The following is a 14267-nucleotide window of genomic DNA, read 5'->3' as shown; positions in this document are numbered from 1 at the left end:
TACAGCATAAAGCCACTGAAACTGTTGATAGGCAATGCTATGATGTTATTACCGTTATTATGTCAACACCATCACCATTTACAGGGATATTCATGCGCCGCTTTTTGCTTGCAAGTTTAATGGTTAGTCCGTTACTGATTTGTTCTACTTTCACTCATGCTGATGATGCTGCATCTTCGACGCCCATAGTCGCAACAGAGCACACTGCACATTTTGAAAACGACAATATACTGCCGCCAATTCACCCTTGGTCTGGTGCAAGTGAAACCTTGTTATTAAGTGCAGATCAGCCATGGATCACTCCGTTTGAGCAAAACGGTTACGTTTCTAGCCCGAACTATCATGATACGGTGCAATGGTTAAACAAACTCGTCGACAGCAGCGATGTATTACAACTGGTTAGTATCGGCAAAAGTCCCCAAGGCCGAGATATATGGATGATTGTTGCGTCGCAAGATGGAGCATCAACTGCGCAAGCGTTGAGTGATAATGGTAAAGCGACCGTGCTAGTGCAAGCGGGCATTCATGCTGGCGAAATTGACGGTAAAGATGCTGGGATGATGTTATTGCGTGATATCAGTCATAACCACAAACGCGAGTTACTTGAAAACGTTAACTTACTGTTTATCCCTATTTTCAGTGTTGATGCTCACGAGCGCAGCAGCAAATTTAACCGCGTTAATCAGCGTGGACCTGTGAACATGGGTTGGCGTACTACGGCTAAAAACCTTAATTTAAACCGTGATTATGCCAAAGCTGATGCACTGGAAATGCAGCACCTTATTCGCACTATTAATATTTGGCAGCCAGATTTATACATAGATGTTCATGTAACCGATGGTATTGACTACCAATATGATGTCACCTTTGGCTACAACCTCGCTCAAGGTTACAGCCCGAGCATTTTTAAATGGCTAGAGACTATTTATCGTCCAGAGGTAGAACAAGCCTTAACAGAACAAGGCCACATACCTGGTCCATTAGTTTTTGCTAACGACAATACCGACATGAGTAAAGGTATATCACTTTGGAACCCTAGCCCACGATTCTCCAATGGCTATGGCGATGCCCGTCATTTACCCACCATTTTAATTGAAAACCATAGCCTTAAGCCCTACAAGCAACGCGTACTAGGCACCTATGTCATGCTTGAACAAACCCTTAAAACAGTGGCCCAAAATAGCACTAAGCTAAAATCTGCCATCAATGAAGATAAATACCGAAATCCAAGCAAGTTAACCCTAAGCTGGGAAAACCAAACATTAGCACAAGGGCGAGACTTTAAAGGTATTGATTACCGTATTGAGCAAAGCCCAATCAGTGGCGACAAAGTAGTACGCTGGACAGGTGAACCTAAGTTATATAAAAACTTACCGCTTGTGGCTAATACCAAACCGATTGTGACAGTGACGCGTCCTGTGGCGTATTATATTCCACCACAGTGGGCTGATGTGATTGATCGTCTCGCTTTACACGGCATCAGAATGACGCGTCTTAATCAAGTCACCACAGTAATCGCACAGCAATATCAATTTAACGAGCCCATGTTTTCTAGTGCTGATTACGAAGGCCATCAAACAGTCACCGCCAACACGACCATTCACAAAGTTACTACTGATCTTCCTGCTGGTACTGTGCGTATTCTAACCGACCAGCCTTTGGGTGATTTAGCCATGCTGCTGCTCGAGCCACAAGCAGAGGATTCATTGTTTTACTGGGGATTTTTTAATCCTATTTTCACCCGCACCGAATACATTGAAGATTATGCGGTTGAACCTTTAGCGGCAAAAATGTTACAAGAGAATCCCGGCCTACAAGCTGAATTCAATCTCGCACTAAAGAACCCTGATTTTGCCAAAGACAGTGAAGCAAGACTCCGTTGGTTTTATGAACGCAGCCCATATTATGATAACCAATACATGAAATATCCTGTGTTAAGGGTATCTAAGTAATCTGCTCGTCACTCTACAAGCATGTTATCGCTGGTAGAGTGACGCCCTAGTCGCTGATGCTGTTCAATTAACACTAACTTTTGCTGGCGAGATAGTTTTTTAATCGCACTTTCGCGTTTTGATGCCTCACTTCGATCCGCTAAGGATTCTTGGTAAACCAGGGTTAACGGGCCTTTACCTTTTAAATATTTAGCCGCTTTTGGACTGCCTGTTTGATGCTCAGCAAAGCGGCGCGCAATGTCCGTGGTAATACCTGTATATAAATGTGAATTTGCACAGCGAATAATGTACAAGTACCAACCAGCATTGGCGTTATTTTTCGGCATAAAATTTAAAACCTTAAGTGTGATCATAAAACGCTTGTGCCATCATGGCATACTAAGCCCCATGAAAATGCAAACACCTATTTTTCAGCCAAAATACGCTACAGCGTATTTTAGCATTTCATTAAGGAAGTTCTGATGTCTAGTAATCAAGACCCTTGCGCTCAACCAACATTGCTGCATCCCGATCAAGCGATTGAGCAACTTTTAGCTCAAGTTGAAGCAACTCAAGATACCGAAATGGTAACATTAACCCAAGCTATCGACAGGGTTCTTGCCGAAGATCTGTCCTCAAGTATTGATTTACCCCCTTTTGATAACTCTTCTATGGACGGTTATGCATTTCGGTTTGCAGACTTAACGGCATCACAAGATAAAACAACTTTCACATTAGTGGGTAGCTCTTTTGCAGGCCACCCATTCAGTGGCAAAGTGCTACCTAATAGTTGTATCCGCATTATGACCGGTGCTCCTATTCCCCCAGGTTTTGATACCGTACAAATGCAAGAAAAAACTCAAGCAAACCAAAACCAGATTAGTATTGAACATCCACATCGCTTAGGCGCCAATGTGCGCTGTCGCGGTGAAGAACTGCTGGCTGGTACAAAAGTATTACACCGTGGTGTCATTATCCGCGCGGCAGAAATGGGGGTACTCGCCACCATTGGTATCAGCCAAGTAAGGGTGACACGCAAATTAAAAGTGGCCTTCTTTTCCACTGGCGATGAACTACGCCCGGTGGGAAGCGAATTGGCGCCAGGACAGATTTATGATTCTAACCGCTATTCAATCCAAGGTTTACTGAGTAAAAGTAATGTTGAGTGGATTGATTTGGGCGTAATAGCCGACAATAAAGAAGCGATTCGCGGGGCATTTAAAGAAGCGGCTAGCCAAGCGGATATGGTGCTCACATCAGGCGGTGTCTCTGTTGGTGACGCTGATTTTACTAAACAAATCTTATCTGAAGAAGGCAAAATCACCTTTTGGAAACTAGCCATTAAACCAGGAAAACCATTTGCTTTCGGTAAAATAGATAATGCTATTTTCTGTGGTTTACCCGGTAACCCGGTCTCTTCGATGGTGACTTTTTATAAGCTCGTATTACCTATTTTGAAAAAGATGCAGGGACTCAAACCGGTTACGCCTTTATTTTGCCAAGCCAAGCTACTGACGGATATACGTAAACATCCTGGCAGAGTCGAATACCAACGCGGCATACTCAGTCGCAATGAAGCGGGCGAGCTTGAAGTGGCCATCACAGGTGGCCAAGGATCGGGTATGCTGACATCAATGAGCTTAGCTAATTGCTTTGTAATATTAGATCAATTCCAAGGCGACACATCTAAGGGTGTCCAAGTGACTGTAGAGCCTTTTAATAACGTGTTGTGTTAGGAATATTATGGACTCACTTGAGCAAGAAATACTGACCGACAGTGAAATGCTGCGTTATAGCCGACAGATTTCGATTAAAGCTATCGATATAGATGGCCAAGAAAAGCTTAAACTTGCCAAGGTGTTAATTATTGGCGCTGGCGGTTTAGGTTGTGCTGCAAGCCAATATCTTGCTGTGGCGGGGGTTGGTGAAATCACCTTAGTTGATTTTGATACGGTGGAGCTTTCAAATCTACAACGCCAAGTATTGCACCATGACGCCAATATTGGTCAGCCGAAAGTGGCGTCTGCCAAACAGGCATTGATGCAGCTAAACCCATTGATTACTCTCAATACCATTAATGCGCAATTAGATGATAATGAGATAAATGCCTCGGTAAGCCAGCACAGCTTAATTCTTGACTGCACCGACAACATGCTTGTTCGAGAACAGCTCAACAAAAGTTGTTTTGAGCACAAGGTCCCCTTAGTATCTGCTGCTGCAATCAGAATGGAAGGCACGGTAACCGTATTTGACTACCGAGAAGATAGCCCGTGTTATCAGTGTTTTAGCGCTTTATTTGGCGAGCAGCAATTAACCTGCGTTGAAGCGGGTATTCTTGCTCCAGTGGTCGGCATGATAGGCTGCATTCAAGCAACTGAAGCGATAAAAGTCATCACAGGTATCGGTCAAGCGTTAACTGGGAAGTTGCTAATGATTGATGCCATGACCATGGAATTTAGACAAATGCGCTTGCCTAAACAACCCCAGTGTAAAATCTGTGGTGTACATGCGTAAGTGAAACGACATCGCGAGTTCATGATACAGATACTACTGGATAGTATCTGTATCACTTGATGCACTGTCAGCTAAACCTACTGTTGGCGCGGCTATCAATTGCGCTTGCATAAGCTTTTCGCGATCGGCTTTGGCAATATAAGGAGATTTATTGGCTGCATGGAGTTTAGCATTGGCCTTCTTGGCTTTAGCTTTCAGGGTTTGATTAATTTTCTTTTTACGATTCATGTTGGTCACTTAATAGCATTTCTACCAAGCAATTATAATCTTAAAGTGATTAAAACCCTATCGATTCCAACTTATCAGCGACTCAGCGGCATCATATACTAGCCTTTACTCTTGTAATACTACCCACAAAGCATGAATAAGCCCGGGGACAAAAAAGAAAATACATAATAGGATATTAATTAATAAATCCTTGCCCATACCTTTTTTGAGCAATACCGCCACAGGTGGAAGCAAAATCGCAATAATCACTAGTAATAATTTATTAGTATCCATTTTCGTTGCCTTATTTAAATTGATTAATTTAGCTATAACTATTATAAAAAGAGTATACGATACAAGTTGTTAACTAGAATAATTATCCTATTATTTTGTTTGTATATTGATATTGCATCATGGAACCGTCTTCTTCCCGATAGTAATGAGTCATATGGAAAATAGCCAGAGTATTGTTTTTGTACAATTTTTCAGCTTAATTGCGCTTAGCTGTGCAATAGCTTGGACATTGCTTGCCACTCTATTACGCATAGCACCCAGAGCCAGTTGGTGCTTCGCTGCGGCTAACACCTTCACTGTTATCGGCATTTTACTTTACACTCAACGCACTGAAGCAATTAACTATTTATACTGGTTTGTTGCCGACATGACAATACTCTTGGGATTTGCTCTGGTGCGTTGGGGCTGCCAATACTTATTTAAACAAGCTTTATCCTACCGTTTTGATCTAATATTGCTGACAACTGCGGCACTATTAATGCTGTTAGTACCACCCTCAGTGATCTATGCCGTTTACTTAGTTATTGTGATGAGCATGACTGCAGCTATCTTCATTTCCCTCAGTGGTATTGATAATTTTCGGGCAGTAAAAAAACACTTACCACTATATTATGCCGCCTTACTTAACGTGCCCTTTTTTACTATTGGATTATTATTTATCATCCGAGCAATTGTTTTGTTATTTTCTCCACAACAACTTGCGCATATTTCTGCCGCCGACAAACTTAACTCACCCTTAGTATTATGGAGCTATATCATACTGTTATTATTAACTAATCTAGTATTATTTGGTAATGCTCTGGCTCGATTAGTGTTCAAAGTGGCGCGGTTAGCTAACAAGGATCAATTAACCGGCTTATGGAATAGGCATGCATTACTGGACAAACTCAAGCAGGTTGATGCCTTGTGGTTACGAAATGATTTAGCTTATAGCTTAATGGTACTCGACTTAGACCATTTCAAACGTATCAATGATACATATGGACATTTAGCCGGTGATAAAGTGCTCAAACACACAGCTGAAACGTTACAAAACACACTGCGTAAAATCGATTTTATTTGTCGTTATGGTGGTGAGGAGTTTCTCATCATACTGCCGTTAACTGATAAAAAAGAGGCTCAAATTGTGGCCGAAAAGATACAACAAAAAATCAAAGAAAGCGTCATCGTGTGGCAAAAAAAACACATCAGCACCACCCTCAGTATTGGTTATGCCACCTGTAAAACTCACCTCAGTATTGAACAACTATTACAGCTAGCTGATGATGCTATGTATCTCGCAAAAAGTAGGGGGCGTAATACGATTTGTTCGCTTGACTCGATAGAGCAAGCCAATGAGATAATCTCCACAACCCGGCAATAGTCAGTACGAGCCCTTTTGCAGATTTAGTTCACACTAGCGCAGGCGCATGAAATGGCTTTACGATGTCAGCAAGAACTTGCAGAACTGGGAATTGATACTGGTGAAGAGAGGCTTAGTATAACGGCAAGCATTGGTTGCGCTATTGTCACTCCCAAAAACCCCATTAAGCACATTTTAGCCCAAGCCGACAAAGCCATGTATGATGCCAAAAAAGCCGGCCGCAACTGTATTGCAACAGCTGGTTAGATAAACCTCAACTTGGGTAATAGAAATGCACCGATATTCTTATTAATAGAAAAAACTATCACTTACTTGGCCAAGACAAATCACTCGGCGATTGCCACTGATTACCAATAAGTTGTTGGCATTGAGGCAATAGAAAGTGTACACCGAATGATGGCACATGTTGGAAAACATAAGTCTTATCTAGATAACTAAAATGCAAACTGTACGCATGTAAATAGCACCTATCACTGAGCTCATTACCATAAAGTTGATCGCCTAAAATAGGCACGCCAATACTGGCTAAAGCCACTCGTAATTGATGAGTTTTACCACTGAGCGGTTTGAGCAAGTACAGCCGTATGCCTTGGGCAATGCTCTGACTAAAAAACTGTGTAACTGCAGGGTTATCAGTGGTTCGCAGTAATTTATACATGCTGCGACGCGACTTAGCCATATCGCCAATAATCCAACCTTGCTTCTTTTTAGGCTTACCACAGGCAATGGCTAAATAATATTTTTGTACTTGATGCTGAGTAAACATCTGAGTGAATACATTGGCCGCTTGTGGCGATTTAGCCACAATCAATAAACCAGATGTAGGCGTATCGAGGCGATGAACCGGATAAAGCTTATAGCCTAAATCAGCCTCAGCCTGAGCAATCACTCCAGCAGTGCCATCTTGGCTGTGAAAATGGACATTGGCAGACTTACTGATAATAATAAAATCTGTTTGATCACTGAGCAGTTGATACATAAATTATCCAACCAGGATTAAATGCCGAGTGCACTATTATTTAAAGTGAATACTCACCAGCAAACCCGGATTATTATCGTGTAGTGAAATGGTCGCTTTATGGCGCGATAGAATGGCCTTCACCATCGACAAACCTAACCCGGTGCCTTTGTAATGACGACTAGGGTCTAAACGGACTAAGCGATCAAATACTCGCTCTTTATCTTCGTCAATAATACCCGGGCCATTGTCACTAATTTGAATATGCTTCCCCTGTTGGATAATGCTAATTGTTGCACCGTCTGGGGAATACTTGATCGCGTTATCAACCAGATTAAACAAGGCTTGGAACAGCAAATACTTGTCGCCATTAACCTGAATATCATCTTCTAAGCTGATTTTCAGCACTTGGTCGCGACTCTCGGCAATCACTTCCGCCATTTCGAATAAATCTTGACAGATTTGCTGCAAACTCACTGGCTGTAAATCAAGCATTTGCTGGCCTTCTTCAATGCGAGTTAACGATAACATGGCATCAAATGTTCCCAGGCAGTGGTCTAACTCTTCGAGTAACTCAGCGGTGGCATCGGCAAGTTCAGCGGTAGGTTTTTGCGATAATAGCTCAATCCCGATACGTAAGTGTGACAACGGGGTTCGTAAATCATGGGCAATATTATCGGTTACACCCCGAACCGCACGCAAGTTTTGCTCTAATGTGTCGAGCACCAAATTAAATTGCCGCGCAAGCATATCAAACTCATCTTGGCTTTCACTTACCGGCAAGCGCGTCTCATAGTGTCCAGCTTCAATTTGTTCACTTAAGCGGTTGTATTCGACCAGTCGTCTAAGGATGGCTTTTGAGAATATATACCCTAATGCCAGTGTCAGTCCTAAGGTAAATGCCACCGCCCAGAAAGCAGCATTAATGAATTTCTCAATTAGTGCCGCTAACTGATCAGTTCGCGTCGCAATAAGAACTGGACCATAACGGGTAATAACTAGACCACCGGTGAGAATATGCAGCTTATCTGGACCGCCGGTAAAAATAGGGAAATCTCTGGTTTCAGGCAGTTGCGGCATATTTTCAGGTAAAAAAGTCAGTGCGCCGACCATATCAACGCTGTTGCGCCAGGCAATCAAGGCTGTTTTGGGATCGGCAGCACGAATTTGAGCAGCAAAACTACGGCGATTGACTGTTAAAGCCAACTGCTGATAACGTTGCATTTCTGCAGCAAGATGTTTATCTACCTGATTTTGTTGCTCAATCACTAGCTGTCGATAGAGACTAAGCACCAACATAACAATCAATATTGTTACTAATGTAGAGAAGATCAGCGTGATCCGCCACGCACTACTCTGGTAAGGCTTAATGCCTTTTGCAAAGGCGATATCCAGCCCCTCTTACGGTTTCAATTAGCTCACCATGCCCAAGCTCTTCAAACTTGCGACGTAACTTGGCAATGTGCACATCAATCACGTTAGTACGAGGATCAAAATGGTAATCCCATACTGCTTCAAATAGTAATGTGCGGCTAATGACTTGATTAGGATGCTCCATTAGATATTTAAGTAATTGGAATTCTTTGGGTTGTAGCATTAACTCGCTGTCATCAAGGGTAACTTTACGGGTTAATAACTCCATTTTTAGACTACCCACTTCAATATCAGTGGCAGCAGGTTCAACCACATTACGTTGAGCAAGCTTTTCCGCACGCACTAATAGCTCTGCAAACGCAAATGGCTTAGTCATGTAGTCATCACCACCGGCACGTAAACCTTTTACGCGTTCATCAACATGGCTCAAGGCCGATAGAATAAGTACCGGTGTCTTGTTGCCACTGGTACGCAGAGCTGATAATAACGTTAAGCCATCTAACTTAGGCAACATACGGTCGAGGATCAATAAATCATATTGATTATGTTTGGCTAACGTCAGACCTTCCTGGCCATCCGTCGCACTGTCGACTTGATATTTCTGAGCAGTAAATCCATCAGCTACATACTTTAATGTAGTAGCATCATCTTCAACCAGTAAAATACGCATAGTCATAGAGTCTTTAATCCCATTTGAGCAGAGGTAGAGGACGTAGAGTTTCAATATCGAAAGCAATGGTACTTCTACTATCTTGATTGAGTAATTTTAATTCGAGATAACTAATTGATAAATCGTGGTCCAATTCTGCCTTTGTTAAATATCCTTGCTGATTTTCTATCGCAAGAGTCACTAATTCTGAAAACTTCATATGTTTAGCTTCGAGCATTTTAGCAGCATTAACTTGACCAGTATCATCACTTGCGTAGGCAGACGATTTTTCAGTTAATAATATACCGTCTAAGGCCCGATATTCGTATTTATTGATTCGGTGGGTTTCTACGTTAACCATAGAAATTTTATATACCAGCAAGCCTTCCTCGACGTCAACATCAAAGTCACAAATTGTACCTTGATCTTGTTGCTCTAATTGCTCCATGACAGAAATGGGCTTTAAAAAGTTACCATTTATCAATAAGGAATGCATAGATGGGGTGGCCATCACGACACAAGGAAGAAAGCATATTGCTAGCAGCAACCGAACCATCACGAGCCTCTATATAATTGAAAATTTTATTACCTGCCCACTTTACCTAAGAGCAGCCAAAGTCCCAAGAAATCTAAGATTAATAATTGATCATAAATACCATTTTAAATGATGCTGAAGCGCCATTTTATGACATAAAATCAGTATAAAAGATCGAATAGAGTGATCAAACTCGCGCCAATATTAGGCTGTGTTATCTTATTCGGCACTGATGCGTCTCACACGCTAATCGGCGCAGCAAACTGAGCTAAAAAGTTATTTAAAATAAATTAACGATCCAAGTTAAGACAAAGGGCTGTTGAACATTGATGGCTAAATTGGGTTCGAGATAAACAGTTTCTAATACGACATAAGTTGTGGCACTTAGCCATTCTGAGAAAATACCTTATAACTAAAGGGAAAAATCGTTTAGCCGTCCCCTTCTGGCTGCATTCATCTTAAAAGATCAACTGTCTCTGATATTTAAAATATGAATTTGGTCTGACTTGAGCGCTATGGTCGTTTGCACTCCTGCCGCGATTGATAACTTTTGCACTAAATGAGTTGGTACATCAGCATTAATGATTGACCCTATGCCAACAACTGATGCGATCACCCGAGAGGATTCGCCCATTATCAATACAGATTCAATGAATACCTCTAACTTATTTATGCTCTTGCACAGACGACCACTGCTAATGGCATTAAAGCGAATCCCTTGATTGGGAATAACCCAACGAATAGCTTGACCAATCTCTAATGTGGGGACGCTATCACAGATGATGAGCTCATCACCCAGTGTAAACTGAGTGATGTTGCGTTCAATATCTTGTGACACAACTTGGCCATCAAAAATATTTCTCAAGCCCATCTGTCTCGCAACCGCCTCATCATTAGGATGAGATAACACCTCAAAGGGCTTGCCTTGTTGCAGCATCCTACCCTGACTAATTAATATCATTTTATCGGCCAGTAACAAGGCCTCGTGAATATCATGGGTTACCATGATTACCGGTATGGATAGTTGTTGCTTCAAACGCGCTAACTCTATATATAAGCGCTCACGAGTTTCTTTATCTACCGCAGAAAAGGGCTCATCTAATAACAAAATAGCCGGCTCACGTGCCAGCGCTCGCGCAAGCGCAACTCGTTGACGCTGTCCACCCGATAATTGTGCGGGTAAACGATCAGGTAATCCATGCAAATTGACACGTTCCAACCAATCTAGTGCACGTTGCTTTCTTAAGGCTTTGGGCACATGATCAAGCCCAGAAATGACATTATCTAACGCCGATAAATGCGGAAACAAACCAAAATGCTGCGGCATATAACCAATATGTCGTTGCTGTGGTGTGAGTGAAATCGACTGTTGTGCATCAAACCACAACTGTTCACCACAATGAATCTGCCCCTGTTGCGGTAATGTCAAACCAGCAATCATTCTCAGTAGTGTTGTTTTACCACCACCCGATGGGCCAACAACCGCTAAGACCTCACCCGCTTGGCAACTAAAATGCGCTTTCAATGGAATAGGTAGTGTTTGTGAAATATCACAAGTAAGATCAGCGTGGCGAGGCATTATAATGCCCTCCTAAACGCCTCGACATACTGGTAGTGAGTGCTAATGCGCTTACCGCAAACAACAATAAGACTAAAGACATCATCCCTGCCGAATCAAAATCGAATGCCTGCACACTATCATAAATGGCTATTGAGATAGTTTTAGTTTCACCCGCAATGTTACCGCCCAGCATTAACACCACACCAAATTCACCCAGCACATGGGAGAAACACAGTACTAGGGCGGTTAATACACCAGGCCAAATCATGGGTAACTCAACTCGAAAAAAAATCCGTAATCGGCTCATACCGCAACAAGCCGCAGCGTCGCGAATATCAATAGGAATAGTTTCAAACGCACGTTGAATCGGCTGAACAGCAAAGGGAATATTAACAATAATAGAGGCTATGACTAACCCTGAGAAATGAAACACCAGTTGTTGACCAGTTAATTGTTCAACCCACTGGCCAATCATGCTCTGATTGCCTAAACCGACCAATAAGTAATAGCCAATAACAGTCGGGGGCAATACTAATGGTGCCATGATCAGAGCCTCAAGCAATGACTTGCCCTTAAACTGACGGTACGCTAACCATCGCCCAACCACTATGGCCAGCGGAATTAACACTACAACGGTAAAACAACTTAATCTTACCGACAGCCACAGCGCTTGCCAATCCATCAGTCACCCTGCTTAACGACAGGCTTAGGTAAGTTAAATCCAAATTGCGTTAACACTTGCCGCGCCTCATTAGATTGCATGTATTGATAGAATCGCTCGGCCGTTTCAGATGCCTGTGGCATCAATGCCATCCGTTGATTAAGAGGTTGAAATAACACGTCTGGAATAATCACGTAGTTACCGCGCTTAGCAAACTCAGGTGTTAACACCAAGGATAACGGCACTATACCGCCTTGAGTGGAACCACTAATGGTAAATTGGGTCGCTTGTCCGGCATTCTCACCTAAGATCAGCATCGGCTGGAGTGCATCCCATAAACCTTTTGCTTTGAGAACTTCACGGGCACTCACTCCATAAGGTGCATGATCTGGATTGGCAATGGCGAAACGAGATAGCTTTCCATCATCGATTAACTGCCTTAAGCCCACTAGCTCAGGGTCTAAAATCAATGGCGAAGCCTTAGGAGCAGCAAGAGCTAAACGTCCGATGGCATAAACAATGCCCTCGTCTTGAGTAAAGCCCGCTTGATGTAACTTATCAATATAACCTTCATCAGCACTGAGCATCATCTCAAATGGAGCGCCATGCTGAATTTGGGTAATAAAATTACCCGATGAACCATAACTAATCCGCAGTTCCAAGCCTGTTTGCTGTTGAAAACGCGTCGCGATTTCATCTACTGCAAACTTAATATTAGCCGCTGCAGCAATGGCCGGAGCATCGCTGGCCAAGCTTGCGGAACTGAACCCAATCACACCCACCGTCGCCAGTAACGCCGCCATACCACTTGCGTTAATATACTTTACCAGCCGACAAAAAATTGGAGTAATGCTATTAATGAAAGGCATTGAGAGATTATCCTTACTGTATACCAGTAATACGGAACAATATTACTTTTTCCACATTTGAGCCGCTTGTTGATCGCTATCACGCGCTTCAACCCACTTACTGCCAGTATCGCCCGCTTCCAGTTTCCAAAAAGGGGCTTTGGTTTTTAAGAAGTCGATTAAAAACTCACACGCTGCAAAAGCGGCTTTACGATGGGCACTGGTGACACCGATAAAGACTATTTGCTCACCAAGTGTTAGCGTACCCACTCGATGAATAATGGTCACTTTGTTTAACGGCCACCGCTCACAAGCCTGCTGGCTAATCTGTAATAAAACCGACTCTGTCATTCCAGGATAATGCTCTAGGGTTAGATCGGTTACGGCGCAGCCATCATTAAAGTCACGAACTTTGCCAACAAAATTGACTACTGCACCATCCTGATTATCGCAAGCCAAGAGCGCATACTCATCGGCAACGCTAAAATCTTCAGCATGCACACGGACAATAATTTGATTGCTCTGTTTCATATTACCCTCCTGTGACCGGAGGGAAAAAGGCCACTTCATCACCGTCATTTACAGGCGAATCCCATTGGCTCATGGTTTGATTAATCGCCACCAGCAATTTGTCTGATGCCAACACTTTAGCCCACTTATCATCAGTGGCAGCAAGCGCAGCGCGTAATGCTTCGGCGGTGTCTATATTGTCGGCACTGTGTTCGACTTTAGCGGTATCGAGTAATTCGCGAATTTGCGCAAAAAATAACACTTGGATCATAGTGGTCTCTCAATGCATTTATTCATAAAACATATTGGATGAACGTTAGCTCATATAAGGCAGCTTAAGCTTGAAAATGGCCTGATTTACCGCCGCGTTTTTCAAGCAAACGAACTTGAGAAATAATCATGTCTTTTTGTACTGCCTTACACATATCGTAAATGGTTAAGGCGGCGACAGAAGCAGCCGTTAGCGCTTCCATTTCTACACCGGTTTTACCCGATAGCTTACATAAACTGGTAATGCGCACACGATTGTGCTCAGGCTGAGCTTCAAGCTCAACTTCCACTTTAGTCAGCATTAACGGATGACATAAAGGTATTAAATCAGCAGTTTTTTTAGCCGCTTGAATACCGGCAATACGTGCGGTAGCAAACACATCACCTTTGTGATGGCTGCCATTCATAATCATCGCTAAGGTAGTGGGAGCCATATCAATAAAGGCTTCTGCGCGGGCTTCGCGCTCAGTGACGGCTTTTTCAGTGACATCAACCATATGGGCATTGCCATCGGCGTTAATATGGGTAAAACGATTGCTCATGCTGCTACTGCCTTAATAAAAATTCAATGTCTATCGACTGAGCGTCACAA

General features: G+C 42.8%; 17 protein-coding genes and 1 pseudogene. 5 read left to right on the top strand and 13 right to left on the bottom strand.

Annotation, left to right across the window (positions count from 1 at the left end; genetic code table 11):
- Nucleotides 1-92: 92 nt before the first annotated feature.
- On the top strand, nucleotides 93-1952 hold the full coding sequence (locus ACED29_RS13580) for a M14 family metallopeptidase (protein WP_371697865.1): 1860 nt from the start codon (nucleotides 93-95) through the stop codon (nucleotides 1950-1952).
- An 8-nt stretch (nucleotides 1953-1960) separates the two neighbouring features.
- On the opposite strand, the gene ACED29_RS13575 is transcribed toward ACED29_RS13580, so the two are convergent.
- The gene (locus ACED29_RS13575; protein ID WP_259396219.1) at nucleotides 1961-2278 is read right to left on the bottom strand and encodes a GIY-YIG nuclease family protein; all 318 of its coding nucleotides are present in this window, start codon (nucleotides 2276-2278) and stop codon (nucleotides 1961-1963) included.
- A gap of 135 nt (nucleotides 2279-2413) precedes the next feature.
- Between ACED29_RS13575 and glp the strand changes: the two genes are divergently transcribed.
- On the top strand, nucleotides 2414-3667 hold the full coding sequence (gene glp, locus ACED29_RS13570) for a gephyrin-like molybdotransferase Glp (protein WP_182698730.1): 1254 nt from the start codon (nucleotides 2414-2416) through the stop codon (nucleotides 3665-3667).
- Between the two features lie 7 nt (nucleotides 3668-3674).
- A complete protein-coding gene (gene moeB / locus ACED29_RS13565) occupies nucleotides 3675-4445 on the top strand; it encodes a molybdopterin-synthase adenylyltransferase MoeB (RefSeq protein ID WP_347690816.1) in 771 nt (256 codons plus the stop codon).
- A 33-nt stretch (nucleotides 4446-4478) separates the two neighbouring features.
- Here the strand turns inward: moeB and ACED29_RS13560 are convergent, their stop codons facing one another.
- Nucleotides 4479-4673: a DUF2986 domain-containing protein gene (locus ACED29_RS13560; protein WP_371697864.1), complete on the bottom strand. Its 195-nt coding sequence runs from the start codon at nucleotides 4671-4673 to the stop codon at nucleotides 4479-4481.
- Nucleotides 4674-4778: 105 nt separating this feature from the next.
- Entirely contained in the window at nucleotides 4779-4946 is a 168-nt protein-coding gene (locus ACED29_RS13555; RefSeq protein WP_124017736.1) for a YqaE/Pmp3 family membrane protein, read from the bottom strand.
- Between the two features lie 154 nt (nucleotides 4947-5100).
- On the opposite strand from ACED29_RS13555, the gene ACED29_RS13550 reads away from it, so the two are divergent.
- Both ACED29_RS13550 and ACED29_RS13545 read left to right on the top strand, forming a co-directional pair.
- Entirely contained in the window at nucleotides 5101-6309 is a 1209-nt protein-coding gene (locus ACED29_RS13550) for a diguanylate cyclase (protein WP_371697863.1), read from the top strand.
- A 45-nt stretch (nucleotides 6310-6354) separates the two neighbouring features.
- Nucleotides 6355-6555: pseudogene (locus ACED29_RS13545) on the top strand (diguanylate cyclase domain-containing protein); the annotation flags it as partial.
- 58 nt (nucleotides 6556-6613) lie between these two features.
- Here the strand turns inward: ACED29_RS13545 and ACED29_RS13540 are convergent.
- From ACED29_RS13540 to moaC, 10 genes are all read right to left on the bottom strand, one after another.
- Entirely contained in the window at nucleotides 6614-7288 is a 675-nt protein-coding gene (locus ACED29_RS13540) for a TIGR01621 family pseudouridine synthase (protein WP_182723753.1), read from the bottom strand.
- 36 nt (nucleotides 7289-7324) lie between these two features.
- The gene (locus ACED29_RS13535) at nucleotides 7325-8566 is read right to left on the bottom strand and encodes a HAMP domain-containing sensor histidine kinase (RefSeq protein ID WP_182698724.1); all 1242 of its coding nucleotides are present in this window, start codon (nucleotides 8564-8566) and stop codon (nucleotides 7325-7327) included.
- A 67-nt stretch (nucleotides 8567-8633) separates the two neighbouring features.
- Entirely contained in the window at nucleotides 8634-9311 is a 678-nt protein-coding gene (locus ACED29_RS13530; RefSeq protein ID WP_182698745.1) for a response regulator transcription factor, read from the bottom strand.
- A 13-nt stretch (nucleotides 9312-9324) separates the two neighbouring features.
- On the bottom strand, nucleotides 9325-9801 hold the full coding sequence (locus ACED29_RS13525; RefSeq protein ID WP_235781676.1) for a hypothetical protein: 477 nt from the start codon (nucleotides 9799-9801) through the stop codon (nucleotides 9325-9327).
- Nucleotides 9802-10291: 490 nt separating this feature from the next.
- Nucleotides 10292-11404, bottom strand: a complete 1113-nt coding sequence (locus ACED29_RS13520) for an ABC transporter ATP-binding protein (RefSeq protein WP_371697862.1) — start codon at nucleotides 11402-11404, stop codon at nucleotides 10292-10294.
- Nucleotides 11388-12068 (bottom strand): molybdate ABC transporter permease subunit, encoded by a 681-nt coding sequence (gene modB / locus ACED29_RS13515; RefSeq protein ID WP_124017743.1) that lies wholly within the window; start codon nucleotides 12066-12068, stop codon nucleotides 11388-11390. The genes ACED29_RS13520 and modB overlap by 17 nt, the downstream gene beginning before the upstream one ends.
- Nucleotides 12068-12916: a molybdate ABC transporter substrate-binding protein gene (gene modA / locus ACED29_RS13510; protein ID WP_273058983.1), complete on the bottom strand. Its 849-nt coding sequence runs from the start codon at nucleotides 12914-12916 to the stop codon at nucleotides 12068-12070. The genes modB and modA overlap by 1 nt, the downstream gene beginning before the upstream one ends.
- A 42-nt stretch (nucleotides 12917-12958) precedes the next feature.
- Complete coding sequence (gene moaE, locus ACED29_RS13505) at nucleotides 12959-13426, bottom strand: molybdopterin synthase catalytic subunit MoaE (RefSeq protein WP_124017745.1); 468 nt, start codon at nucleotides 13424-13426, stop codon at nucleotides 12959-12961.
- Between the two features lies 1 nt (nucleotide 13427).
- On the bottom strand, nucleotides 13428-13676 hold the full coding sequence (gene moaD, locus ACED29_RS13500) for a molybdopterin synthase sulfur carrier subunit (protein ID WP_124017746.1): 249 nt from the start codon (nucleotides 13674-13676) through the stop codon (nucleotides 13428-13430).
- A 64-nt stretch (nucleotides 13677-13740) separates the two neighbouring features.
- Nucleotides 13741-14217 (bottom strand): cyclic pyranopterin monophosphate synthase MoaC, encoded by a 477-nt coding sequence (moaC, locus tag ACED29_RS13495; protein ID WP_124017747.1) that lies wholly within the window; start codon nucleotides 14215-14217, stop codon nucleotides 13741-13743.
- Nucleotides 14218-14267: the final 50 nt, after the last annotated feature.

It is taken from the genome of Shewanella sp. 5S214 (assembly GCF_041439795.1).
GTDB lineage: Bacteria > Pseudomonadota > Gammaproteobacteria > Enterobacterales > Shewanellaceae > Shewanella > Shewanella vesiculosa.
This window is presented reverse-complemented; position numbering and strand designations above follow the sequence as displayed.

Bases quoted from the DNA above. Each gene is read 5' to 3' on its own strand.
- ACED29_RS13580 (WP_371697865.1), top strand. From the start codon at position 93: ATGCGCCGCTTTTTGCTTGCAAGTTTAATGGTTAGTCCGTTACTGATT.
- ACED29_RS13575 (WP_259396219.1), bottom strand. From the start codon at position 2,278: ATGCCGAAAAATAACGCCAATGCTGGTTGGTACTTGTACATTATTCGC.
- glp (WP_182698730.1), top strand. From the start codon at position 2,414: ATGTCTAGTAATCAAGACCCTTGCGCTCAACCAACATTGCTGCATCCC.
- moeB (WP_347690816.1), top strand. From the start codon at position 3,675: ATGGACTCACTTGAGCAAGAAATACTGACCGACAGTGAAATGCTGCGT.
- ACED29_RS13560 (WP_371697864.1), bottom strand. From the start codon at position 4,673: ATGAATCGTAAAAAGAAAATTAATCAAACCCTGAAAGCTAAAGCCAAG.
- ACED29_RS13555 (WP_124017736.1), bottom strand. From the start codon at position 4,946: ATGGATACTAATAAATTATTACTAGTGATTATTGCGATTTTGCTTCCA.
- ACED29_RS13550 (WP_371697863.1), top strand. From the start codon at position 5,101: ATGGAAAATAGCCAGAGTATTGTTTTTGTACAATTTTTCAGCTTAATT.
- ACED29_RS13540 (WP_182723753.1), bottom strand. From the start codon at position 7,288: ATGTATCAACTGCTCAGTGATCAAACAGATTTTATTATTATCAGTAAG.
- ACED29_RS13535 (WP_182698724.1), bottom strand. From the start codon at position 8,566: ATGTTGGTGCTTAGTCTCTATCGACAGCTAGTGATTGAGCAACAAAAT.
- ACED29_RS13530 (WP_182698745.1), bottom strand. From the start codon at position 9,311: ATGCGTATTTTACTGGTTGAAGATGATGCTACTACATTAAAGTATGTA.
- ACED29_RS13525 (WP_235781676.1), bottom strand. From the start codon at position 9,801: ATGGCCACCCCATCTATGCATTCCTTATTGATAAATGGTAACTTTTTA.
- ACED29_RS13520 (WP_371697862.1), bottom strand. From the start codon at position 11,404: ATGCCTCGCCACGCTGATCTTACTTGTGATATTTCACAAACACTACCT.
- modB (WP_124017743.1), bottom strand. From the start codon at position 12,068: ATGGATTGGCAAGCGCTGTGGCTGTCGGTAAGATTAAGTTGTTTTACC.
- modA (WP_273058983.1), bottom strand. From the start codon at position 12,916: ATGCCTTTCATTAATAGCATTACTCCAATTTTTTGTCGGCTGGTAAAG.
- moaE (WP_124017745.1), bottom strand. From the start codon at position 13,426: ATGAAACAGAGCAATCAAATTATTGTCCGTGTGCATGCTGAAGATTTT.
- moaD (WP_124017746.1), bottom strand. From the start codon at position 13,676: ATGATCCAAGTGTTATTTTTTGCGCAAATTCGCGAATTACTCGATACC.
- moaC (WP_124017747.1), bottom strand. From the start codon at position 14,217: ATGAGCAATCGTTTTACCCATATTAACGCCGATGGCAATGCCCATATG.